This window comes from Variovorax sp. GW821-FHT09D07 (assembly GCF_059416345.1).
In genome coordinates this window covers 101,483-122,503 of the sequence record NZ_JBWKOY010000001.1, presented here as the reverse complement: position 1 = coordinate 122,503, position 21,021 = coordinate 101,483, and the positions used below count along the sequence as shown (strand labels likewise).

Genomic DNA, 21,021 nt, shown 5'->3' with positions numbered 1-21,021 from the left:
ATGCGCGGGCTGCCCGCCCGCCTGGCCTCGGCACGCCCCTGGGAGGCGCAGGCCGACGACGAGCACGACCACGAGAACCCGGTGCCGACGGCCGCCGGGCTCGGCCTGCATGTCTGCACGCACTGCACCGCCGTCTGGCGCGATGCCGAAGATGGCGACGCCTGCGCCCGCTGCGGCACGCACCTGCACACGCGCAAGCCGCAGAGCCTGAACCGCACCTGGGCCTTCCTGATCGCGGCCTGCATCATGTACATCCCGGCCAACCTGCTGCCGGTGATGATCACGCGCACGCTGTTCGGCGCGCAGTACGACACCATCTTGAGCGGCGTCATCTACTTCTGGGTGTCGGGCGCCTGGGGGCTGGCGGCCATCGTGTTCATCGCGAGCTTCCTGGTGCCGCTGTTCAAGCTGGCGGTATTGCTCTTGCTTGTGGTGCTGGCACAGCGGCGCAGCAACTGGCGCCGGCGCGAGCGGGCCAAGCTGTATCACATCATCGAGATCATCGGACGCTGGTCGATGCTCGACGTGTTCGTGGTGTCGCTCCTGACCGGGCTGGTGCAGATCCAGGGCTTCGCGGTCATCACCGCCGGCGTGGGCATCGCGGCCTTCGGCGCGGTGGTGGTGCTGACCATGCTGGCTTCGCTGAGCTTCGACCCGCGCCTGACGTGGGACGGCCCGGTGCCGCAAGCAGACACGGACGAACGACAGATTGAAAGCAGGGAAGAAAAAATCGCATGAGTGAAGAAGACACGCAACCGCAAGACCGTCCGGCAGCGTCGGCTCCGCCCGCGCTGCCGAAGCCGAAAGTGGCGCGCCGCCGCGAATGGCTGCCCTCGCTGATCTGGCTGATTCCCATCGTCGCCGCGCTGGTCGGCGTGACGCTGGTGGCCCGCATCCTCATGGAGCGCGGCCCCGAGATCGTGCTCACCTTCAAGACGGCCGAGGGCCTCGAAGCCGGCAAGACCGCCGTGAAATACAAGGACGTGCAGATCGGCCTGGTGCAGAGCCTGCGGCTGGCGCGCGACCGCTCGCACGTGCGCGTGCTGGTGCAGCTCAACAAGGACGCCGAGGGCTTCACCTCGGCCGACTCGCGCTTCTGGGTGGTGCGGCCGCGGCTGGACACCTCGGGCATCTCGGGCCTGGGCACGCTGCTGTCGGGCGCCTACATCGGCGCCGACGCGGGTGTCGAGAAGGAAACCGCGGGCGAATTCACCGGCCTCGAAGCCCCGCCCATCGTCACGCGCGGCGACTCGGGCCAGCAGTTCCTGCTGCGGGCGCGCGACGTGGGCTCGCTCGATGTCGGTTCGCCCGTGTACTTCCGGCGCATCAAGGTCGGGCAAGTCGCGGCCTACGAGCTCGACGGCGACGGCCGCGGCGTCACGCTGCGGGTGTTCGTGAACGCGCCGTACGACAAGTTCGTCGGCATGAACACGCGCTTCTGGCAGGCCAGCGGCATCGACGCGCAGCTCAGCGCCAGCGGCTTCACGCTGCGCACGCAGTCGCTGGCCACCATCCTGCTCGGCGGCATCGCCTTCCAGGCGCCCGACGACGCCATGGGCCCGCTGGCCAAGGAGAACACCGCCTTCGTGCTGGCGCAGGACGAAAGCGCCGCCATGAAGGAGCCCGACGGCCCCTCGCAGACGCTGCTGATGTACTTCAACCAGTCGCTGCGCGGGCTCACGCCGGGCGCGCCGGTCGATTTCCGCGGCGTGGTGCTGGGCGAGGTGAAATCCATCGGCGTCGAGTTCGACCGCGCCGAGCGCGAGTTCCGCATGCCGGTGCTGGTGCAGATCTACCCCGACCGCCTGCGCCGCCGTGAGAGCGGTGCCGGTGCGCAAGCCACGGAGTCGCGCGCGACGCAGCAGGAACGGCTGCGCTTCCTGGCCGAGAAGGGCCTGCGCGCCCAGCTGCGCAACGGCAACCTGCTGACCGGCCAGGTCTACGTGGCGCTCGACTTCTTCCCGAAGGCGCCGCCCGCGAAGATCGACCTGTCGAAGAGCCCGATCGAGCTGCCGACCATCGCCAACGGCCTGGACGAGATCCAGTCGCAGGTGCAGGAAATCGCCACCAAGCTCAACAAGGTGCCCTACGAGCAGATCGCCACCGACCTGCGCACCACGCTGGCCACGCTCAACAAGACGCTCACCAGCACCGAGCAGACCGTCAGCCGCATCAACAGCGACGTGACGCCCGAGCTGGCCGCCGCCATGAAGGACGTGCGCAAGACCGTCAACTCGGCCGAACGCACGCTGGCCGACGATTCGCCGCTGCAGCAGGACATGCGCCAGACCCTGCGCGAACTGACGCGCGCGGCCGGTTCGGTGCGCGTGCTGACCGACTACCTCGAACGCCATCCCGAATCGCTGCTGCGCGGCAAACCGGACGACAAGAAATGAAGACGACGACGACCTTCGCGCTCGCGGGCGCCGCCGCATTGCTGGTGCTGGCAGGCTGCGCGAGCAAGCCCGACAGCTACTACACGCTGGCCAGCCCGCCCGCGCTCACCGATGCGGCGCCGCGCATTCCCGACGCCGCCGCGCCGCTGTACATCGAGCTCGCGCCCGTGGCCGTGCCCGAGCGGCTGGCGCGCCCGCAGATGGTGGTGCGCCGCCCGACCGGCGGCGTGCAGGTCGACGTGCTGGAGCAACACCGCTGGGCCTCGTCCTTCGAGAACGAACTGCGCGACGCGCTCGGCAGCGGCATCGCCAGCCGGCTCGGCGCGCTCGACGTCACGCAGGGCGGCCGCCAGACCTCGCAGCCCGTGTGGCGCGTGGCGGTGCAGGTGCGCCAGTTCGAGATGGTGGACGGCGGGCGCGTGGACGCCGGCTTCACCTGGACCCTGCGCCGCTCCGACGAGGCGCGCACGCTGGTGTGCCGGCTCGACGCGGGCGAAGCCACCGGTGGCGGCATGGACGCGCTGGCGCAAGGCGCGCAGCGCGTGACGGCTGCGGCGGCAGCGGCCATGGCGCGCAGCGTGAACGCGGCGCGGACGAACCCGGGTGCGACGGCGTGCGCGACCTGAGACTTTCACCTTTCCCCGACGGGGGAAGGCACCACGCCGTCATCCGATAGATCGGAGGCCCCATGGCACAGATCGGCAAGGCGCCCTGCGACGACACGCTGATCCTGCATGGGTCTCCATCTCCCACGGAAGAGGGCGCCTGCCCTGAAGCCTCCAAGCCCTGGGTGCTCGCCGCGGCCATCGTCGGCTCGAGCATGGCCTTCATCGACGGCACCGTGGTCAACGTTGCCTTGCCTGCCATCCAGGCCGATCTGCACGCCACGGCCTTCCAGGCGCAATGGGTGGTCGAGTCGTACGCCTTGCTGCTCGCGGCGCTGCTGCTGGTGGGCGGCGCGCTCGGCGACCACTACGGAAGGCGGCGCATCTTTGCCATCGGCGTCGTCGTGTTCGCGTTGTCGTCGGTGGGCTGTGCGCTCGCGGCCGATGTGCAGCAGCTCATCGCCGCACGCGCGATTCAAGGGATCGGCGGCGCGCTGCTGGTGCCGGGCAGCCTGGCGCTCATCAGCGCATCGTTTCCCGAGAAGGAACGCGGCAAGGCCATCGGCACCTGGTCGGGCTTCAGTGGCATCACGGCGGCGGTGGGGCCGGTGCTGGGCGGCTTCCTGGTCGATCACTTCTCGTGGATCTGGGCTTTCCTCATCAACGTGCCGATGGCGCTGCTGGTGCTGTGGATCGTGCGCCGCCATGTGCCCGAGAGCAAAGGCGCCGCGGCGCGCGGCGGGCTCGACCTGTGGGGTGCGCTGCTGGCGACCGCCGGGCTGGGCGGCATCGTCTACGCCTTCATCGAAGCGCCGACGCAGGGCTGGCGTTCGCCGGCCGTGCTCGCGGCACTGGCGATCGGCGTCGTGGGCAGCGTCGGCTTCGTCGTCGCCGAACGCCGGGCGCGCACGCCGATGCTGCCGCTGTCGCTGCTGCGCATCGGCAACTTCAGCGGCGCCAACCTGCTGACGCTGCTGCTGTATGCGGCGCTGGGCGGCGGGCTGTATTTCTTTCCGCTCAACCTGATCCAGGTGCAGGGCTACTCGGCCACGGTGGCGGGCGCGGCGCTGCTGCCGTTCATCTTCCTGATGTTCGCGCTCTCGGGCTGGGCCGGGCAGCTGGTCGACCGTTTCGGGCCACGCGTGCCGCTGGTCATCGGGCCGGCCATCGCGGCCGTGGGCTTTGCGCTGTTCGCGCTGCCGGGCGTGGGCGCGAGCTACTGGAGCGGTTTCCTGCCCGCCGTGGTGGTGCTGGGCTTCGGCATGACGGTGACGGTCGCGCCGCTCACCACCACGGTCATGAACGCCGTGGGGCCCGACCTCGCGGGCGTGGCCTCGGGCGTGAACAACGCGGTGTCGCGCGCGGCGGCGGTGCTCGCGATTGCCGTGTTCGGCGCCATCATGGCCTGGGCCTTCGATGCGGCGCTGGCCGAGCGGCTGCAAGCGATGGGCGCGTCGGACGAGGTGCGGGCCTTTCTTGGGGCCGAGCGCGACCGATTGGCCGCGGCCGGCGCGCCGCCGGGGGCCGATGCGGCCACCGTCGCCGCCGTGAAGCGCGCGGTGGCGGAATCGTTCGTCGCGGGCTTTCGCTGGGTGATGCTGCTGAGCGCCGGCCTGGCCGTGCTGAGTGCGGTCAGCGCCTGGCTGATGATCCGGCGCGCGCCCGTGGAAGAGCCAGACAACAACAAGCCATGAGACAGGAGACAAACCACCGATGCAAGCAGAACAACCGGCCGTCGCGCCGCCGCACGTCGATGTCCTGATCGTCGGTGCCGGCCTGTCCGGCATCGGCGCCGCCTGCCACCTGCAGGCGCAGTGCCCGGGTCGCAGCTACGCGATCCTCGAAGGGCGCGAACGCAGCGGCGGCACCTGGGACCTGTTCCGCTACCCGGGCGTACGCTCCGACTCCGACATGTACACGCTGGGCTACGTGTTCCGCCCGTGGACACAGGCCAAGGCGATCGCCGACGGCCCGTCGATCCTGCAGTACGTGCGCGACACCGCGCGCCAGCACGGCGTCGACGACAAGATCCACTACCAGCACCGCGTGGTGCGCGCCGCCTGGTCGAGCGCCGACGCCTGCTGGACGGTCGATGTGGAGCAGGGCGCCGACAAGCGGCTCGTGCAGTGGCGCTGCAACTTCCTCTTCCTGTGCAGCGGCTACTACCGCTACGAGGCGGGCTACACGCCCGACTTCGCCGGCATGGCTGACTTCCAAGGCCGCATCGTCCATCCGCAGCACTGGCCCGACGACCTGGACCACAGCGGCCGGCGCGTGGTCGTGATCGGCAGCGGCGCCACCGCGATGACGCTGGTGCCTGCGATGGCCCAGACCGCCGCGCACGTCACGCTGTTGCAGCGCTCGCCGACCTACGTGGTGGCGCGCCCGGCCGAAGACCCGATTGCCAACCGCCTGCGGCGCCTGCTGCCGGCGATGGCCGCGTACCGCCTCACGCGCTGGAAGAACGTGACGCTGGGCATGCTGTTCTTCCGGCTCGCGCGGCGTAAGCCGGCGCGCGTCAGGCGCATGCTGCTGGGCGGCGTGCGCCATGCGCTCGGGCCCGGCTACGACGTCGCCACGCACTTCACGCCGCGCTACAACCCGTGGGACCAGCGCCTGTGCCTCGTGCCCGACGGCGACCTGTTCGCGGCGCTCAACGCCGGGCGCGCGTCGATGGTCACGGACCACGTCGACACCTTCACGCCCGAAGGCTTGCGGCTGAAGTCGGGCCGCGTGCTCGAGGCCGACATCATCGTCACCGCCACCGGCCTTGAATTGCAGGTGCTCGGCGGCATCGAACTGAGCGTGGACGGCCGCCGCGTCGACCCCGCGAGCACCTTCAACTACAAGGGCATGATGTACAGCGACGTGCCCAACCTGGCCTCGTCCTTCGGCTACACCAACGCCTCGTGGACGCTCAAGTGCGACCTGACCTGCGCCTACGTCTGCCGGCTGCTGAACCACATGCACACGCACGGCTGGCGGCAATGCACGCCGCACAACGCGGGCCCTGACCTGTCGCCCGAACCGTGGATCGATTTCAGCTCGGGCTACGTGCAGCGCTCGCTCGACAAGTTTCCCAAGCAGGGCACGCACACGCCGTGGAAACTGCACCAGAACTACCTGCGCGACATCCTCCTGCTGCGCCTCGGGCGCGTGGACGACGGGGTGATGGCGTTCTCGAACCGCGCGGTCTGATCGCGGCCTGACCGCGTTGCGTGACGCGGCGATGTATAGCTCTGCTCAATACAACATCGAAGATTTTTGAATTGGATCGATGGCAGGCGGCGGTGATTTACTCCGCCCGGCGTTGCACTCGCACTGAAAAAACGGCGAGGCGGTGCCCGGGAATCACCCCACGACCCTGTGATGAGGAGACCTCATGAAGTCATCGATCCGTGCATCCCTGGCGGGCCTGTTGTTCGCAGCGCTGGCAGGACATGCAAGCGCCGCCTCGCTGGACGCTTTCGCGGCCACGCCGAACGCCGCCATCTCCGGCAACAACATCGAGAACCTGACGCAGTCCACGCCCGAGATGTGCGCGTCGGCCTGCCTGGGCGCGCCACGCGGCGCCTGGTGCGTCTCGTTCGACTACAACAAGGCCGGCCAGAGCTGCGACCTGAGCGACAAGCGCGCCGCCGACGTGGGCGGGCTGAAGACCGACTACCCCGGCAACCCCTATGACCACTACAGCCTCAAGCCCGATCCGCTGAAGCCTTTCGCGCGCACGCCCAATGCGGCCATCAGCGGCTACAACACCGAGGCCCTGCAGACCGTGACGCCCGCCGACTGCGCCAACGCCTGCACCGACGCGAGCCGCTCGTCGTGGTGCAAGTCCTTCGACTACCACAAGACCAACCAGCGCTGCGACCTGAGCGACAAGCGCGCCAGCGACATCGGCGGCCTGAAGACCGACTACGTCGGCAATCCCTACGACCACTATTCGCTGATCGCGGGCGAGGGCGTTCCCAACCCCGTGCCGGGCAACAAGCACATCCTGCTGATCGGCATCGACGGCCTGCGCGGCGACGCCATCCAGTGCGCGGGCTGCGTGCAGACGCCGGCGATGTCGGCGCTGATCGCCGGCGGTGCCTTCCACGGCAACGTGCTGGCGGGCGGCACCAAGCAGGCGACCGTGAGCGGACCCGGCTGGTCGTCGGTGTTCACTGGCTTCTGGGCCGACAAGCACGGCGTGACCTCGAACACCACCACCTTGCCGCTGAAGAAGACGCACGTGTTCGACCAGATCAAGGCGGCCTGGCCGACGGCCACGACGGCGGTGGTGGGCGACTGGTTCAACATCACCCACAACCTGCGCCCGGCGCTGGCCGATTTCGTGGTCGCCAACGCGGCCAAGAATTCGCAGCAGGCCACCGATGCGGTGAAGGGCTGGCTGAGCTGGAAGCACCCGCCGACGGCGATCTTCTACTACCTGCACAACGTCGACGTCCATGCGCCGAGCTACGACCCGCTCAATGCCTACTACCAGGGCAAGATCGCCGGCGAAGACCAGCAGATCCAGCAGGTGCTCACGGCGCTCACGTCGCGGCCGAACTACGCGAATGAAGAATGGCTGATCGTCGTCACCTCGGACCACGGCGGCACCGGCAGCAGCCACGGCGGACAGACGGCGGCCGAACGCAGCACGCTGCTGATCCTGAACAACAACCACCAGAACCCGCTCAAGCCCAGCTACTGCGTGGGCAGCCTCGGGGGTACCGCATTGACGCAGGTGGACGGCACGACGCCGCACATCCTGGACTTTCTGGGGCTGCCGAACACCACCGAAGGGCAGAAGCACCCGGCGTGCGGGAACTGAGGGCAGGCGAGTCCGGACGGGGCCGAAGGGGAGGGTAGCCCGCGCCCATGCCGTGCGCGGCAGGCGAAATGCCTACCCTTCGGCGATCGGCGGGTTGAACCCGCACATAATCTCGCGTTTTCTTTTGTTCTGAATCTCTCAGGTAGCCACGCCGTGTCGAAGCCAACCTGCCCCTGGACTTCGACCAACCCTTTCCGGCTGTGGTGCGCCCGTGTTCGAACGCTATTACCGCGAGCTGCTGAGCTTTCTGTCCCGCAAGGTACCCGACCGCGCCACCGCGGCCGACCTGGCGCAGGAGAGCTACGTGCGGGTGTACGAGGCGCAGCGCACGGGCAGCGTGGTGCGCGACCCGCGCGCGCTGCTGTACCGCACGGCCCGCAACCTCGTCACCGACCACCACCGCCGCACCAGCGTGCGGGCGGGCGGCGACACGGCGGCGCCCGATGACGCACCGCCCGACGCCGACGACTGCATCGGCCCGCCCACCTTCGAGCCCGACGCCATCCTCTCGTCCAGCCAGGGCATGGCGGCCATGGTCGAGACCATCGACCGGCTGCCTCCGCGCTGCCGCGAAGCCTTCGTGCTCTACAAGTTCGATGGCCTCTCGTATGCCGAGGTGGCTGCGCGCATGGGCATTTCGGTGCGGACGGTCGAGATGCAGCTGCGTATTGCGATGGAGGCGTGCTGGGCGTGCCTGGAGCGGACCCGTGGTTCAGAGTGAGATGAGACGCCCCATTACAGGGTTTGACGACGCTCGTGCGTCTACCCCCATAAGAACGATCCCCACGTCATGACCCTCACGTCGCCACCGTCCGAAGAAGCCCTGCGCCTGCGACAGGACGTGCTGGACTGGTTCGTCCGCCGCCAGCGCACGCACTGGAGCGCGTCCGACGAGCGCGCGTTCCAGGCCTGGCTCGGCGCCGATGCGCGCCATGGCGAGGCGTTCCGCGAATGGGAGTCGCGCTGGCGCGCCTTCGACGCGATCGCGCCCGAGACGGTCGCGGGCTGGCGCAGCGGCTTCGAAGGCCGCGCGCCCGCCGCACCCACGCGCCGCGGCTTCCTGAAACCGGCGGTCGTGCTGGGCGTTTCCGGCATGGCGGTCGGCGCCGGCTACCTCGGCTGGCGCCATGTGCAGGCCCAGCCCGTGTTCGAACAGGCTTTCGCCACCCGGCGCGGCCAGCAGCTCGAAGCGCCGCTGCCCGACGGCTCCCGGCTGCGGCTGGACACCGCCACCCGCCTCGAAGTGCGCCTGTTCCGCGACCGCCGCGAGGTGACGCTGCTCGACGGGCAGGCGGTGTTCGCCGTGCAGTCCGATGCGAAACGCCCCTTCGACGTGCTGGCCGGTCCGCTGCGCGTGCGGGTGGTCGGCACGCGCTTTGCCGTGCGCCACACCCCCGGCATGCCGGGCGCCGACGGCACGCGGGTGTCGGTGGAAGAGGGCAAGGTGCGCGTGCTGCGCCGGGCGCCGGATGCGACGAGCGAAGTCTTCCTGACCGCTGGGCGTCAGGTGGAAAGCGATGCGCAGGGCCGGTTCTCCGCCGTCTCGGCCGTGCCGCGCGACGGCATCGCGCCCTGGCGCGAGCACCGCCTGAGCTTCGTCGACACGCCGCTGGCGCGCGCGTTGGCCGAGCTGGAGCGTTACGGCAGCACCGGCCTGGTGGTGAACGACCCGGCCGTGGCGGCCCTGCGACTGAGCGGCACCTTCGACCCGCGGGACGCGCGCACGCTGCGGCGCGCCCTGGCCAGCGCCTTGCCGGTGCGGCTGAAGGAAACCGGCACGGTCGCGGAAATCCTGCCGGCCCCCTGAAACAAAAGAATCAAGAATTTCTCGCCGGCACTACGGGGATTCCGCCAGCTCGTGCGTCAGCCCAGATAGGAACCATTTGCATTCACTACCTGGAAGACGTTCGATGACGAAGCGCTTGAGAACAAAGATGACACCCGCGCCGCTGGCCCTGGCCGTTGCACTGGCCCTGGCGAACGCGCCCCTGATGGCCCGGGCGCAGGGCGCGCCCCAGCCGATCCACATCGCGGCCCAGCCGCTGGCCGAGGCGCTGAACGACTGGGCGCGGCAGACCCGCATCCAGCTGGCCGTGCAGCAGAGCCTGGTTGCGGGCAAGACCGCGCCCGCCATCTCGGGCAGCCTCACGGCCCGGCAGGCGCTCGACCGGCTGCTGGCCGGCAGCGGCCTGGCGGCCACGATGGAAGGCAATGCGGCGGTCATCAAGACGGCGCCCGCCACGGGCGGCACGTCCACGCTGCCGGCGGTGACCGTCGTGGCCGACGGCGAGGAAAGCGCCACGGGCCGGGTGCAGGGCTATGTCGCCAAACGCAGCGCCACCGCCACCAAGACCGACACGCCGATCATCGAGACGCCGCAGTCGATTTCGGTGATCACGGCCGACCGCATCGAGGCCATCGGCGCCACCAACCTGAAGGACGCGCTGGGCTACACGCCGGGCGTGTCGACCACCACCTACGGCGCCGATTCGCGCTACGACTGGATCTCGCTGCGCGGCTTCGACGCCTATTCGCCGGGCTTCTACCTGGACGGCCTGCCGCTGCGCAACAACAGCACCTGGGGCGTGTGGCGCACCGAGAACTATGGCGCCGAACGCATCGAGTTGCTGCGCGGCCCGTCGTCGGTGCTGTACGGCATGAGCGGCCCCGGCGGGGTGGTGAACGTGGTCAGCAAGCGCCCCACGGCAGAGCCCGTGCGCGAGCTGCAGCGGCAGGTGGGCGACCACGCCCGCAAGCAGGTGGCGGGCGATTTCTCGGGCGCGCTCGATGCCGACGGCAAGCTGCTGTACCGCATCACCGGCCTCGTGCGCGACGCGCAACTGCCGGCGGGCAAGGAGGCCGACGACCGCATGTACATCGCGCCTGCACTCACCTGGAAGCCGTCGGGCGACACCACGCTGACCTTGCTGTCGCAGTTCTCGCGCACGCGCGGCGGGGTCTACACGCGCGCACGGCCGCAGGTCGGCTCGCTCGATCCGACCGCCATCGGCACCACCATTCCCTCGAAACTCTTCGTCGGCGAGCCCGGCTTCGACCGCTTCGACCAGGACCAGCAGATGGTCGGCTACCAGTTCGAGCACCGCATCAACGACACCTTCACGGTGCGGCAGAACGCGCGCTACGCGCACCAGAAGCTCGACTACACGGGCACGCAGCTGACCGGCTTCATGGCGCTGAACCCCGACGTGCCGAACGACCCGCTCAACTTCCAGCAGATGTCGCGCAGCGTGTTCGGCAGCCGCGAGAACATCGGCGCCCTGGCGCTCGACAACCAGCTGCAGGCCGACTTCCGCCTGGGCGAGACGCAGCACAAGGTGCTGGTCGGGCTGGACTACCAGCGCACCCGCATCGACCAGGTCACCTTCAGCGGCGGCAGCGCCTCGCCGCTGAACATCTACACGCCGGTGTACGGCGGGCCGATCGAGCGGCCCGCGCCGTATTTCGACGGCGTCACGCGACTTGCGCAGACCGGCGTCTACCTGCAGGACCAGATCAAGTGGGGCGAGCGCTGGACGCTGACGCTGGGCGGGCGCTACGACACCGCCGACAGCACCGTGGACAGCCGCCTCGACAGCTCGCGCCAGCGCATGCGCGACCACAAGTTCACCAGCCGGGCCGGCCTGGTCTACCTGCACCCGAGCGGCTGGGCGCCGTACCTGAGCTACTCGGAGTCGTTCGCGCCCACGGCCACCATCGACCCGGTGTCGGGCGACCCGTTCAAGCCCGAAAGCGGCAAGCAATACGAGGCCGGCGTGCGCTACCAGCCCACGGGCAGCAAGGCGATGTACAGCGCCGCCATCTTCGATCTGCGGCGCAAGAACTACATCAGCTACGACGGCGAGTTCATGCCCAAGCAGACGGGCGAGATCTCGGTGCGCGGCCTGGAGCTCGAGGCCACGGCCGAGATCGCCTCGCGCCTGAACCTCACGGCGTCGTACAGCTACACGCCGCGGGCCATCGTCACGGCCAGCAGCAACACGAGCGAGATCGGCAAGCAGGCCACGGCCGTGCCGCGCCACCGGCTGTCGGTGTGGGCGGACTACCGCTTCGCCGGCGGCGTGAAGGTGGGCCTGGGCGCGCGCTACACGGGCTCGAACTACGGCGACGGCGAAGCTGCATGGCCGAGCAAGGTGCCGGCCTCGACGGTGTTCGACGCCATGCTCGGCTACGACATCGACCGCTGGAGCCTGGCGCTGAACCTGCGCAACCTGACCAACAAGACGTACTTCGCGAACTGCGGTTACCGCAACTGCTACTACGGCTACCCGCGCACGGCGACGGCCACGGCGACCTACCGCTGGTAACTGCTTTCAGCGCGGTGCGCGCAGCAAATGCCGCCCCAGCGCCTCGAAGGCCGGCAGCGTCACCGGGTCGTTCGCGGCGTTGCCCGCGATCGGGTGCGAGGCGTAGCGCACGATCACCATCCCGGCCTTCGGGTCGATGTAGATGCGCTGGCCGTGCACGCCGCGCGCCATGTAGGCACCGTGGTCGTTGTGCGTCACCCACCACATGTCGCGGTAGCTCCAGCCCTGCAGCAGCGGGTAGCCGCCCTTGACGAAGGCGGCCTTGTCGCCGCCGCGGCGGATGTCGTCGACGGCGGCCTTGGGCACGACCTGCCGGCCTTTCACGCGGCCGTCGTTGCGCAGCATCTCGCCGAAGCGCGCGAGGTCGCGCAGGCCGGTATTCAGGCCGCCGCCCGCGAAGGGCGTGCCGATGGAGTCGACGGTGAAGTAGGCGTCCTGCTCGGCGCCCAGGTGGCGCCAGATGCGCTCCGACAGCAGCTGCGCCACGGTGCGGCCAGTGGCGCGCGCGATCACCCAGCCCAGCACGTCGGAGTTGACGGTCTTGTAGCCGAAGCCTTCGCCGTGCCGTCCCTCGGGCTGCACGGTCTGCAGGAACTCGTAGTAGCTGCGCGGGCCGGTGTAGTCCTTGGGCTTGGGCAGCGGGTTGCCGGCCTGCGCATGGGCCCAGACCTCGGCCTTCGGGTCGGCGTAGTCCTCGCTGAACTTCAGGCCCGTGGTCATGTCGAGCACCTGGCGCACGGTGGCGTTGCCGAAGGCCGAGGTCGCGAGTTCGGGCACGTAGGCGGTCACCGGCTTGCCGGCATCGAGAGTGCCTTCGGCCACCAGCATCGCGCCCAGCGTGCCGACCACCGACTTGGTGACCGACATGGCGCCGTGCTGGCCGTCGTTTCTCAGCACGCCGAAGTAGCGCTCGTAGACCACGCGCCCGCGGTGCAGCACGAGGATGCCGTCGGTGTAGGTGGCGGCCAGCGAGGCGTCCCAGGTCATGGGCGTCTTCGCGTCGAGCGGCGTGAAGCTGAGCGTGTCGATGTCCTTGCGCAAGGCCTGGGGCAGGGCGGTGGGCGCACCGAGCCCGCGCGACACGTTCACGGTCGGCATCAGCTGGCGGAAATTCGACACGCTCCAGCGCATCGCCGGAAACCGGAAATAGCTGCCGTCGTCGAAACGCAGCGTGCGGTCGGGTGGCGGCGGCGAGCCGGTCATCCAGCCGAGCCGGGCGGGGTCGCTGGCGGCGGCGTCGGGGTAGGTGGCATCGGCTGCGCCGGTCGACACCGCGAAGGCGGCGAGCGCGGCGCTCAGCAAAGCCTGGGCGCCAAGGCGGGTTCTGGAAGGGGCGAACATGGCAGTTCCGAAGCGAAGGACCGGCCCATTGTGGCCCGCGGCCCCGCCTGCGAACTTCTCACTGACAGCCGCGGCGCAGGTTGACAGGGCGCCGCTTCGGCTTTGATACTGAACCCTTCAGTTCATCATTCAACCCAAGGAGATTCCATGCAGAAGATCATTCCCTGCCTCTGGTTCGACGGCAACGGCGAGGAGGCGGTCAACTTCTACACCGCCATCTTTCCGAAGTCGCGCCTGACCGACACGCTGCTCTGGGGCGATGTGAATCCCGCCAAGAAGGGCAAGCTGCTCACGGCGACCTTCGAGCTCGACGGGCAGTCGTTCATGGTGCTCAACGGCGGGCCGGAGTACAAGATCACGCCGGCCATCTCGCTCATCGTGACCTGCGAGACGCAGGAAGAGGTCGACTACTACTGGGACAAGCTGCTCGAGGGCGGCGGCCAGCCCGTGCAGTGCGGCTGGCTCACCGACCGCTTCGGCGTGTCGTGGCAGGTCACGCCGATGCCGCTCATCCGCATGTTCCAGGACAAGGACGCGGCCAAGGCCGCCCGCGCGATGGCGGCCATGATGACGATGATCAAGCTCGACATCGCCACAGTGAAGAAGGCCTTCGACGGGGAGTGACCCCCGCCGAGGCACCGATCAGACCAACCGGCCGATCGGCTTCTTGCGCCACACCAGGCGGTAGTACGCGGTCTGCAGCAGCAGCATCGCGCCGAAGGTCACCGGGTAGGCGACCCAGATCCCGTCCAGGCCCATGCCGAAGTGGCGGCTCATGAGCCAGGCCACCGGCACTTCGACGCCCAGGATGCAGACGATCGAGATCAGCGTCGGCACCAGCACCGAGCCGCTGGCGCGCATGATCCCCGAGATCGCCGAGGCCATGCCGAACAGCACCAGGCTCCACAGCATGATGTGCAGCAGGTTCTGCGCGATCTCGATCACCGGCGCGCTGGTGATGAAGAAGCCCATCAGCGGACGCGAGAACAGGTAGCCCAGCAGCACCAGCCCGCCCGTCAGCACGAGGTTCATGCCCAGCGCGGTCTGCACGATGGCCCCGAGCCGGTTGGCGCGGCCCGCGCCGATCGCCTGCGCGCCGAGGATCGACGTGGTGATGGCGATCGAGATGGCCGGGAACTGCACGTAGGCCACCACCTGGTTCACCGCGCCGTAGGCGGCCGTGGCGTTGGAGCCGTAGCTGTTGACCATCGACAGCAGCACCACTTCGGCCAGCGCCACCACGATCATCTGCACGCCGGTGGGCACGCCGATCTTCAGCACCGCCTTGAGCAGCTGCGGCTGGATGCGCAGGCAGCGCACGAACTCCGCGTCGGGCGCGAGCGGGCTCTTTTTCTGGCGCAACCGGAAGCCCAGCCACGTGGTCGCGACCGCGAACGAGAGCACGGAGGCCCACGCGCCGGCCGCCACGCCCAGTTGCGGCAGCCCGCCCCAGCCGCGGATCAACGCGGGCGTGACCACCAGGCCGATGGCCGTGGAAATCACCAGCGTCAGCAGCGGCGTGATGGTGTCGCCCACGCCGCGCAGCATGGCGGTGGCCAGCAGGAACAGGAACACGCCGGGCATCGCGATCAGCATGATGCGGGCGTAGCGCGTGGAGTCGGCCAGCACGTCGGGCGGCGTGCCCAGCATGGCCAGCATCGGTGTGGTGAACAGGCCCCCGAACACCGCGATCGCCAGGCCCAGCAGCAGGCCCACCGTGAGCGTGGTGCCCGCCACCGCCTTGGCCTTGGCCGCGTCGCGCGCGCCCCAGGCCTGGCCGATGAGCACCGAGGCGCCCGCGCCCAGACCGATGATGAAGGCGATGAAGAAGAACATCACCGGGAAGAAGCTCGACACCGCCGCCAGCGCGCTCACGCCGAGCATCTGCCCGACGTAGACGTTGTTGATGGTGCCGGAGAGCGACTGCAGGATGTTGCTGAGCAACATCGGCGCCAGGAAGAACAGGAACACCTTCCACAGCGGACGCGGCGCACCCACCGGCGCCACGGGCACGCCGCGCAGTCCGCTCGGGTTGCCGGGGCCGGTGGAGGTGGTGGTGCTGCTGTCGGGCGCCGCGCTCATGCAGCACCCCAGCCACCGGCCGACAGCTTGTGCAGGTGCACACGCAGGTCGGTGGGCCAGGGTTCCACGAGGTCGCTGAAGCGCTGATGCTCGCCCGCGAACAACGCGCGCGTGGCTTCCTCGAAGCCGGGCAGGTTGCCTGCGATGGCGGTCATGAAGCGGTAGGTGGCTTCACGCGCGGCACGCACCGTGTCGCGGTCGGCGTGCACGTGGCGTGCGTCGTCCACCAGCTTGCGCAGCGCCACCGAGGCGCCGCCCGGCTGGCGGCCGAGCCAGTCCCAGTGGCGCGGCAGCAGCGTGACTTCGCGCGCCACCACGCCCAGGCGCGGACGGCCGACGCCGCGCGGCGCGTCTTCGTGTTTCTCGGCTTCGAGCGCGGAGGTCTCGATGGCCTTCGGGTCGCGCAGGTCGACATCGAGCTGCTCGCCGGTCTGGTCGTCGAACACGAGGCAGGTGGCGGCGTCGCCGCGCTCGCGCAGTTGCGTGAGCACCTGGGCCTTGGTGCCGGCGGCGACGCGCTGGAAGCCGGCAAACGCAGTGAATGTGGTCGGTAGTTCGTCGGGTGACATGCAGATTCTTTTTGGGTTGTCGATCCGGGCGGAACGAAACGAGGTTCGTAATCTACCCGCAGGACGGTTCAGGCGTGCGGCGTGTCGTGATCGCACAGCACCCGCAGCGCGGCATGCAGGTCTGGCAGGCGTTGCGGGTCCAGCGATTTCACGGCGTCGACGCAGATCGCTTCGACGGTGGTGATGGCGGCTTGCATCAACTTCCTTCCGCCGCTGCGAATAATCGCATGGCGCCGGGGGTCGTCATCGGGTCCCGTCGTGCGCTCGGCCAGGCCGGTCTTTTCGAGCAGCACCATCTTGCGGATGAGCGCCGACATTGGCAACCCCAGCGTGTGCGCAAGCTCGGCCATCGGCATGGCGCCGTTGCCGGTACGCAGCAACAGGTGCAGCAGGGTGAAGTCGTCGTAGTCCAAGCCGTGGAAGGCGCCCAGGTCTTCGTTGAGTTTCAGGCTCAGGCTGGCGTGGGCGCGGCCGAGGTCGAGGCAAAAGCCCAGTGCGTCGGTGTTCATGGCGTGTTGTAGCCCTTGTCAGTGGTGCACTGGAGTTCCTCGCGCCAGAGCTCCAGCAGCTTTTCCAGTTCCGCCGCGCGGTCGAAGGCGGGGTCGTCGCGCTCCTTCACCCGGTCGATCACCTCGAAACCGAAGTGCGTCGCGCCCTGCGCCATCCAGTCGCGCTGCAATGCCTTGTTGCGGTGCGAGCGCAGGTTCAACTCGAAGCGGGCGCGGTTCATGGCGCCTTCGACGTCGAGGCTGCCGGCCACGTAGACGCGGCCGTCCGTCAGGTTGCGGATGACGAAGACGCCGGCGGGGCGCACGCTGTCCTTGTATTGCTTGACCAGGGTACGCCTGGTGTGAGGAGATGGATTCATCTCCAAATATTACCCGGGCAAAATATAAAACACAATACACCCGGGTAAAAATAGATTCACTCGGCGCGCAGCCGATGCCAGCCGCGCAGCACCCGCCGATGCACCGCCCGCACGATGCGCCAGGGGCGGCTTTCGCGCACCCGTGTCAGCACACTGTCTTTCCATGCTTTCCAGCGCGGGTACCAGCGGGCGAACCAGGCCAGCCGCATCAGCGAGCCCTCGACCAGCTGGAAGATCCGCGCGACCACCGCCGTGCCGGCGAGCTTGGCCAGCAGCAGCACGGTCATGCCGCTGAACGCGTGGCCGCGGCCGAACAGGAACAGCGCCAGCAGCTTCACCGGAAAGAGCAGCAGCATCGGCACGAAGAACGCCAGCAGCGCGCCCCAGGGCGGCAGCGCGCGCAGCAGGTTCTCGAGCCGCGCCCAGAAGGGCAGGCGTGCAAGCCGCGCGACCAATGCCGCGAGCGGGGCCCAGCCCCATTCCTCGAACAGCAGCACCGGCACGAGGATCGTGGTGGCAACGGCGCGAAACAGGGCGCGCAAGGCGCGCACGAGGGGGTTGTGCATGCGCGAAGGGTATACGCACACGGCCGCGCGCCGCCGGGACCTTGCGGACCCGGCGGCGCATCGTTCGAAAAGGCGGCGTCTGCGCGCCTGTCTATTTGCGGCCGACGCTGCTGTCTTCCGCGGGCCGGAAGAACAGGTACTCGCCCCGGCCCAGTTCGGGCGTCACTTCGTAGCCGCTGCACCGCGTGATGTTGCACTGGATGATCACGACGCGCGGCCAGATGGTGGCCGAGGTCGGAAACCCGGGCATGTACTGCGGCACGTGCCAGACGCCGTAGTCGCCCACCGGCTCGGCGTTTTCCGTGCCGCTGGCGTTCTGCAGGCCGCTGCCCATGGGCATCCGCTCGATGCGGATGATCGGCGTGGCGGCGACCGACGCCGTCGCCACGCAGCAGGCGGCCAGCCAGAGAGGAACGGTCCTGGTGTTCATGGTGATGGACTCCAGAGCCGACCTCATTGCGCGTCGGCCGGTGCCGAAGCCACCTCGTCAGCCGGCAGGCGGCGCGTGATGCGCGCTTCCAGGATGTCCGGCTGCGGGGCCACGGCGCTCGCCATGACCGGGGCCGGCTCCGCCGCAGGTGCCGCGGCTTCCTCGGCGGGCGCTGCGGCCACGGGGGCCGGTGCCACTTCCGGCGCAGACACCGGGACGGCGGTCGCAGCCGGTGCCGGCTGTTCCTGCGCCGGAGCTGCCATGGGCATCGCCTCGACCAGCGTGGCCGGTGCGGCAGGCTGCTGCACCGCCACGACCGGCGCGGGTGCCGGGGCCGGCGCCAACGCGACAGGCGCCGCAGGTGCCACGGGCGCCACCGGCTGGGGCACGGCCACCGCCACGGGGGCCGGCGCAGGTGCTGGAGCCGCGGCCACGGGCGCCACCGGCGCCGCCGGACGTGCCGCCACGGGCGCGCCGGCCGAGGAGGCCTGCGGTCCGAACGCGCTCACGCGTTCTTCGGCGGTCATCGACTGCGGGCACTTCGAGCCGGTCATCTCCAGGGCCGCCTGGGCCGCCGGGTCCATGCAGTCCATGGCCAGCGACGCTGCCTTCATGCCCTTGTTCCAGAGCTCGCGGCTCATCTTCAGGCGCTTGCAGTGTTCGTCCGTCCAGGTGGTGCCGAAGCTCAGCCCGACCCCTGCGCCGTTGGCGCTGGCGCTGGTGCTGCCCATGCAGGTGTCGTTGCTGGTCGTCAGGTTCGGGCCGCTCACGGAGGGCACGTTCTTGACGGTGTAGCTGCCACGGTAGTCGACGGTGCTGGTCGTCGCGCCCGTGTTGTTGATGTTCTGTGTGCTGTTGCTGTCCACCGTGGCCCGGGAGGTGACTTCCGAGGGGGCGGAGCTGTTGAAATTCACCGCCTGGGTGTTGCCCTGGGCGTTGGTGGTGGCTGAACTCTGCGACTGGTTGTTGGCGCCACCCGCCGTGGTCTGCGCCAAGGCGCCGGCGGACAGGCCCAGCAAGGTCAGGGCAATCAATGTTTTCATTTTTTCGACTCCTTTGGGAAGCAGGGGAGGGGCGTGCCCCTCCCCGTTTCTGGTCCAACAACCGATGGTCCGGATCGCTCAGGGAGCGTTGGCCGTTGCGCCGGAGATCGCGCCACCGGCGGTGCCGCCACCGTTGCTGAAGCCCGCTGCGTTGCCCACGGCGAAGTTGATGACGCCCGTGGAGCCGCCGGTGGAGCCCGACGTGGCCGAGGTCGTCGTGCCGTTGACGATGCCGTTGACCGCGCCCGAATTGGCGCTGAAGCCGGCCGTCGTGCCCGAGGTGCGCGTCACCACGGCCAGGCCGCCGCCAGGACCTGCCGCGGTGGCTGCGGTGTTGTTGGTGGTGGAGCCGGCTGCGCCGCCTGCAGAGCCGCTCACGGGGTTGGCGCCGCCGCCGGCGTAGTTCGCATTGGCGCTCGAGGTCGCATTGGCCTGTGCATTCGCACCGCCTGCAGCCACGCCGTTGCCGGTCGTTGCTGCCACGCTGGTCACGCGGCCTTGCGTGGTGGCCGAGCCGCTGGCGGTGGCGCCGCCGACGCGCAGGAAGGCGTTGCCTGCTGCGCCGCCCGCCGCGTTGGCCGTGGCCGACGAGGTGGAGCTGGCTGCGTTGTAGCTCAGTGCGCTGCCCGTTCCGGAGCTGGCGGCGACCGAGCCTGCCGAGCTGGAGGAGCCGGTCGTGGTGTTGGTGACGGCGAGCGCCACGCTGCTGCCGGTTGCGGTCCCGATGCCAGCCACGAGAACCACTGCCATGGCGATAAGAGTCTTCTTCATGATGCTTCCTCGATAGTGTTGAAACGAACCCGATCGCCGGGGAATCCGGCCATCAGCGACGGTCAGCGAGCACGGATTGAATGGATTCCGTTGCGACCGGGATGCAGTTTCAGCGTGGGGGAGGGATCGAAAAATGCCTCAGGCTGGGTAGTGCAAGGCTATGGCGAAAGCAATGCCCGGCCGCGTTTTCGGCGTGGGCAGGGGATCGGTTTCCGGCCCTGTTTCCCTCGTGGCCACTATCACTTTCGTTCACAATCTGGCAATATTGCAACCGAAAGAAACCAAGGTAATCAAAAAAGCCGATAGCCGGAAAAAGAGTAGAAATCGATTAACTTTTGTTCACGAAGTCGCGACTTTTATCTGTGACAAGGGGGCTTAAATGGAAAACGATCTCGACATTTCATTGACCGATGTCGGTGGTGGCGCTAGGAAATTCTCCAATCCCGGCCAGTTCGGTGGACTGCTGGCTCCCTCGGCGGATACCCTGCCGTGGCCGGACTACCTCACGGGCCAGGAAACCAAGCCCGTTCGTGTCCTGCTCGTCGACGACGACCCCTTTGTCCGCCGCGTCATCGCCCAGGAGCTGCTGGGCGATCTGCGCATCCAGCTCGAAGGCCAGGCCGGCTCCCTGCGCGAGGGAAGGCGCCTCTTGATGCAGCATGAATTCGATGTGCTCATGGTCGACATCCGCCTCGGAGACGGCAGCGGATTCGAGCTCATCGAAGAGGCCAAGAAGCACCGCAGCGCCGCCGAGATCATCGTCATTTCCGCGCTGGAAGACGAGCCCCAGGTGCTGCATGCCTTCGAGCTCGGCGCCTCGGGTTACCTGGTGAAGAACGCCTGGTTCCAAAGCTATGCCCAGGCCGTGTTGCAGGTGGTGAATGGCGGGGCTGCCATCACCCCCCGGCTGGCGCGCCGGCTGCTCGTTCACCTGGACCACCAGCGCGCCAATCCGAGCCCGGTGCGCCCGCCGGACAGCAAGGCGACCCTGTCGGCACGGGAGCGCGAAGTGTTGCGACTTGTAGCCACGGGATATGTGACGGAAGAGATCGCGCTGCAGCTCACCATCAGTGCCCAGACGGTTAACGCGCACGTCAAGAACATCTACCGCAAGCTGCACGCCCATACCCGCGCGCAGGCCGTGAGTTTCGCCTCGCACCGGGGGCTGCTCTAGGGCGCGCTTCGGGCGCGCCGCGTTCGCAGCGG

General features: G+C 68.9%; 20 protein-coding genes. 11 read left to right on the top strand and 9 right to left on the bottom strand.

Translation table 11 applies throughout. The features are described from left to right. The 9 genes from AC07OX_RS00555 to AC07OX_RS00515 all read left to right on the top strand — a co-directional run bounded on the left by AC07OX_RS00555 (position 1) and on the right by AC07OX_RS00515 (position 12,145). On the top strand, positions 1-738 hold the full coding sequence (locus AC07OX_RS00555; RefSeq protein WP_493193053.1) for a paraquat-inducible protein A: 738 nt from the start codon (positions 1-3) through the stop codon (positions 736-738). Further along, positions 735-2,396, top strand: coding sequence for a PqiB family protein (locus AC07OX_RS00550; RefSeq protein WP_070060642.1), 1,662 nt, complete (start codon positions 735-737; stop codon positions 2,394-2,396). The genes AC07OX_RS00555 and AC07OX_RS00550 overlap by 4 nt, the downstream gene beginning before the upstream one ends. After that, a complete protein-coding gene (locus AC07OX_RS00545) occupies positions 2,393-3,022 on the top strand; it encodes a PqiC family protein (protein ID WP_495262943.1) in 630 nt (209 codons plus the stop codon). The genes AC07OX_RS00550 and AC07OX_RS00545 overlap by 4 nt, the downstream gene beginning before the upstream one ends. A gap of 62 nt (positions 3,023-3,084) precedes the next feature. Further along, positions 3,085-4,695 (top strand): MFS transporter, encoded by a 1,611-nt coding sequence (locus AC07OX_RS00540; protein ID WP_495262944.1) that lies wholly within the window; start codon positions 3,085-3,087, stop codon positions 4,693-4,695. A gap of 19 nt (positions 4,696-4,714) precedes the next feature. After that, positions 4,715-6,199: a flavin-containing monooxygenase gene (locus AC07OX_RS00535; protein ID WP_495262945.1), complete on the top strand. Its 1,485-nt coding sequence runs from the start codon at positions 4,715-4,717 to the stop codon at positions 6,197-6,199. Between the two features lie 184 nt (positions 6,200-6,383). Beyond that, positions 6,384-7,820, top strand: coding sequence for a PAN domain-containing protein (locus tag AC07OX_RS00530; RefSeq protein ID WP_495262946.1), 1,437 nt, complete (start codon positions 6,384-6,386; stop codon positions 7,818-7,820). A gap of 211 nt (positions 7,821-8,031) precedes the next feature. Further along, entirely contained in the window at positions 8,032-8,541 is a 510-nt protein-coding gene (locus tag AC07OX_RS00525) for an RNA polymerase sigma factor (RefSeq protein WP_062480225.1), read from the top strand. A gap of 69 nt (positions 8,542-8,610) precedes the next feature. Then, positions 8,611-9,627, top strand: a complete 1,017-nt coding sequence (locus AC07OX_RS00520; protein WP_495262947.1) for a FecR family protein — start codon at positions 8,611-8,613, stop codon at positions 9,625-9,627. Between the two features lie 103 nt (positions 9,628-9,730). Continuing rightward, a complete protein-coding gene (locus tag AC07OX_RS00515) occupies positions 9,731-12,145 on the top strand; it encodes a TonB-dependent siderophore receptor (RefSeq protein ID WP_495262948.1) in 2,415 nt (804 codons plus the stop codon). 6 nt (positions 12,146-12,151) lie between these two features. On the opposite strand, the gene AC07OX_RS00510 is transcribed toward AC07OX_RS00515, so the two are convergent. After that, the gene (locus AC07OX_RS00510; protein WP_495262949.1) at positions 12,152-13,486 is read right to left on the bottom strand and encodes a serine hydrolase domain-containing protein; all 1,335 of its coding nucleotides are present in this window, start codon (positions 13,484-13,486) and stop codon (positions 12,152-12,154) included. 147 nt (positions 13,487-13,633) lie between these two features. Here AC07OX_RS00510 and AC07OX_RS00505 point away from each other — a divergent pair, with 147 nt between their 5' ends. Then, positions 13,634-14,110 carry a VOC family protein gene (locus AC07OX_RS00505; RefSeq protein ID WP_139705849.1) on the top strand — a complete coding sequence of 159 codons (477 nt, stop codon included), beginning with the start codon at positions 13,634-13,636 and terminating at the stop codon, positions 14,108-14,110. Positions 14,111-14,128: 18 nt separating this feature from the next. Here AC07OX_RS00505 and AC07OX_RS00500 read toward each other — a convergent pair whose 3' ends face one another. The 8 genes from AC07OX_RS00500 to AC07OX_RS00465 all read right to left on the bottom strand — a co-directional run bounded on the left by AC07OX_RS00500 (position 14,129) and on the right by AC07OX_RS00465 (position 19,815). Beyond that, positions 14,129-15,568 carry an MATE family efflux transporter gene (locus AC07OX_RS00500; protein ID WP_495262950.1) on the bottom strand — a complete coding sequence of 480 codons (1,440 nt, stop codon included), beginning with the start codon at positions 15,566-15,568 and terminating at the stop codon, positions 14,129-14,131. Next, a complete protein-coding gene (locus tag AC07OX_RS00495) occupies positions 15,565-16,137 on the bottom strand; it encodes a DUF2239 family protein (protein ID WP_070060635.1) in 573 nt (190 codons plus the stop codon). Before AC07OX_RS00495 ends, AC07OX_RS00500 begins: the two co-directional genes overlap by 4 nt. Before the next feature lie 68 nt (positions 16,138-16,205). Then, positions 16,206-16,646, bottom strand: a complete 441-nt coding sequence (locus AC07OX_RS00490) for a MarR family winged helix-turn-helix transcriptional regulator (RefSeq protein WP_495262951.1) — start codon at positions 16,644-16,646, stop codon at positions 16,206-16,208. Next, positions 16,643-17,005 (bottom strand): GIY-YIG nuclease family protein, encoded by a 363-nt coding sequence (locus AC07OX_RS00485; RefSeq protein ID WP_307638194.1) that lies wholly within the window; start codon positions 17,003-17,005, stop codon positions 16,643-16,645. The genes AC07OX_RS00490 and AC07OX_RS00485 overlap by 4 nt, the downstream gene beginning before the upstream one ends. 56 nt (positions 17,006-17,061) lie before the next feature. After that, the gene (locus AC07OX_RS00480) at positions 17,062-17,571 is read right to left on the bottom strand and encodes a hypothetical protein (RefSeq protein ID WP_495262952.1); all 510 of its coding nucleotides are present in this window, start codon (positions 17,569-17,571) and stop codon (positions 17,062-17,064) included. Positions 17,572-17,662: 91 nt separating this feature from the next. Next, the gene (locus tag AC07OX_RS00475) at positions 17,663-18,001 is read right to left on the bottom strand and encodes a hypothetical protein (RefSeq protein ID WP_354346924.1); all 339 of its coding nucleotides are present in this window, start codon (positions 17,999-18,001) and stop codon (positions 17,663-17,665) included. A 23-nt stretch (positions 18,002-18,024) separates the two neighbouring features. After that, entirely contained in the window at positions 18,025-19,044 is a 1,020-nt protein-coding gene (locus tag AC07OX_RS00470) for a hypothetical protein (RefSeq protein WP_495262953.1), read from the bottom strand. Between the two features lie 78 nt (positions 19,045-19,122). Continuing rightward, on the bottom strand, positions 19,123-19,815 hold the full coding sequence (locus AC07OX_RS00465; protein WP_062472930.1) for a hypothetical protein: 693 nt from the start codon (positions 19,813-19,815) through the stop codon (positions 19,123-19,125). A 379-nt stretch (positions 19,816-20,194) separates the two neighbouring features. Between AC07OX_RS00465 and AC07OX_RS00460 the strand changes: the two genes are divergently transcribed. Next, positions 20,195-20,989: a LuxR C-terminal-related transcriptional regulator gene (locus AC07OX_RS00460; RefSeq protein WP_062472928.1), complete on the top strand. Its 795-nt coding sequence runs from the start codon at positions 20,195-20,197 to the stop codon at positions 20,987-20,989. Positions 20,990-21,021 lie beyond the last annotated feature (32 nt).

Excerpts from the sequence above, each read along its gene's own strand:
- AC07OX_RS00485 (WP_307638194.1), bottom strand. The coding sequence starts at position 17,005 with ATGAATCCATCTCCTCACACCAGGCGTACCCTGGTCAAGCAATACAAG.
- AC07OX_RS00490 (WP_495262951.1), bottom strand. The coding sequence starts at position 16,646 with ATGAACACCGACGCACTGGGCTTTTGCCTCGACCTCGGCCGCGCCCAC.
- AC07OX_RS00510 (WP_495262949.1), bottom strand. The coding sequence starts at position 13,486 with ATGTTCGCCCCTTCCAGAACCCGCCTTGGCGCCCAGGCTTTGCTGAGC.
- AC07OX_RS00460 (WP_062472928.1), top strand. The coding sequence starts at position 20,195 with ATGGAAAACGATCTCGACATTTCATTGACCGATGTCGGTGGTGGCGCT.
- AC07OX_RS00495 (WP_070060635.1), bottom strand. The coding sequence starts at position 16,137 with ATGTCACCCGACGAACTACCGACCACATTCACTGCGTTTGCCGGCTTC.
- AC07OX_RS00520 (WP_495262947.1), top strand. The coding sequence starts at position 8,611 with ATGACCCTCACGTCGCCACCGTCCGAAGAAGCCCTGCGCCTGCGACAG.
- AC07OX_RS00480 (WP_495262952.1), bottom strand. The coding sequence starts at position 17,571 with ATGCACAACCCCCTCGTGCGCGCCTTGCGCGCCCTGTTTCGCGCCGTT.
- AC07OX_RS00505 (WP_139705849.1), top strand. The coding sequence starts at position 13,634 with ATGCAGAAGATCATTCCCTGCCTCTGGTTCGACGGCAACGGCGAGGAG.
- AC07OX_RS00515 (WP_495262948.1), top strand. The coding sequence starts at position 9,731 with ATGACGAAGCGCTTGAGAACAAAGATGACACCCGCGCCGCTGGCCCTG.
- AC07OX_RS00535 (WP_495262945.1), top strand. The coding sequence starts at position 4,715 with ATGCAAGCAGAACAACCGGCCGTCGCGCCGCCGCACGTCGATGTCCTG.
- AC07OX_RS00470 (WP_495262953.1), bottom strand. The coding sequence starts at position 19,044 with ATGAAAACATTGATTGCCCTGACCTTGCTGGGCCTGTCCGCCGGCGCC.
- AC07OX_RS00465 (WP_062472930.1), bottom strand. The coding sequence starts at position 19,815 with ATGAAGAAGACTCTTATCGCCATGGCAGTGGTTCTCGTGGCTGGCATC.
- AC07OX_RS00545 (WP_495262943.1), top strand. The coding sequence starts at position 2,393 with ATGAAGACGACGACGACCTTCGCGCTCGCGGGCGCCGCCGCATTGCTG.
- AC07OX_RS00540 (WP_495262944.1), top strand. The coding sequence starts at position 3,085 with ATGGCACAGATCGGCAAGGCGCCCTGCGACGACACGCTGATCCTGCAT.
- AC07OX_RS00550 (WP_070060642.1), top strand. The coding sequence starts at position 735 with ATGAGTGAAGAAGACACGCAACCGCAAGACCGTCCGGCAGCGTCGGCT.
- AC07OX_RS00475 (WP_354346924.1), bottom strand. The coding sequence starts at position 18,001 with ATGAACACCAGGACCGTTCCTCTCTGGCTGGCCGCCTGCTGCGTGGCG.
- AC07OX_RS00500 (WP_495262950.1), bottom strand. The coding sequence starts at position 15,568 with ATGAGCGCGGCGCCCGACAGCAGCACCACCACCTCCACCGGCCCCGGC.
- AC07OX_RS00555 (WP_493193053.1), top strand. The coding sequence starts at position 1 with ATGCGCGGGCTGCCCGCCCGCCTGGCCTCGGCACGCCCCTGGGAGGCG.
- AC07OX_RS00530 (WP_495262946.1), top strand. The coding sequence starts at position 6,384 with ATGAAGTCATCGATCCGTGCATCCCTGGCGGGCCTGTTGTTCGCAGCG.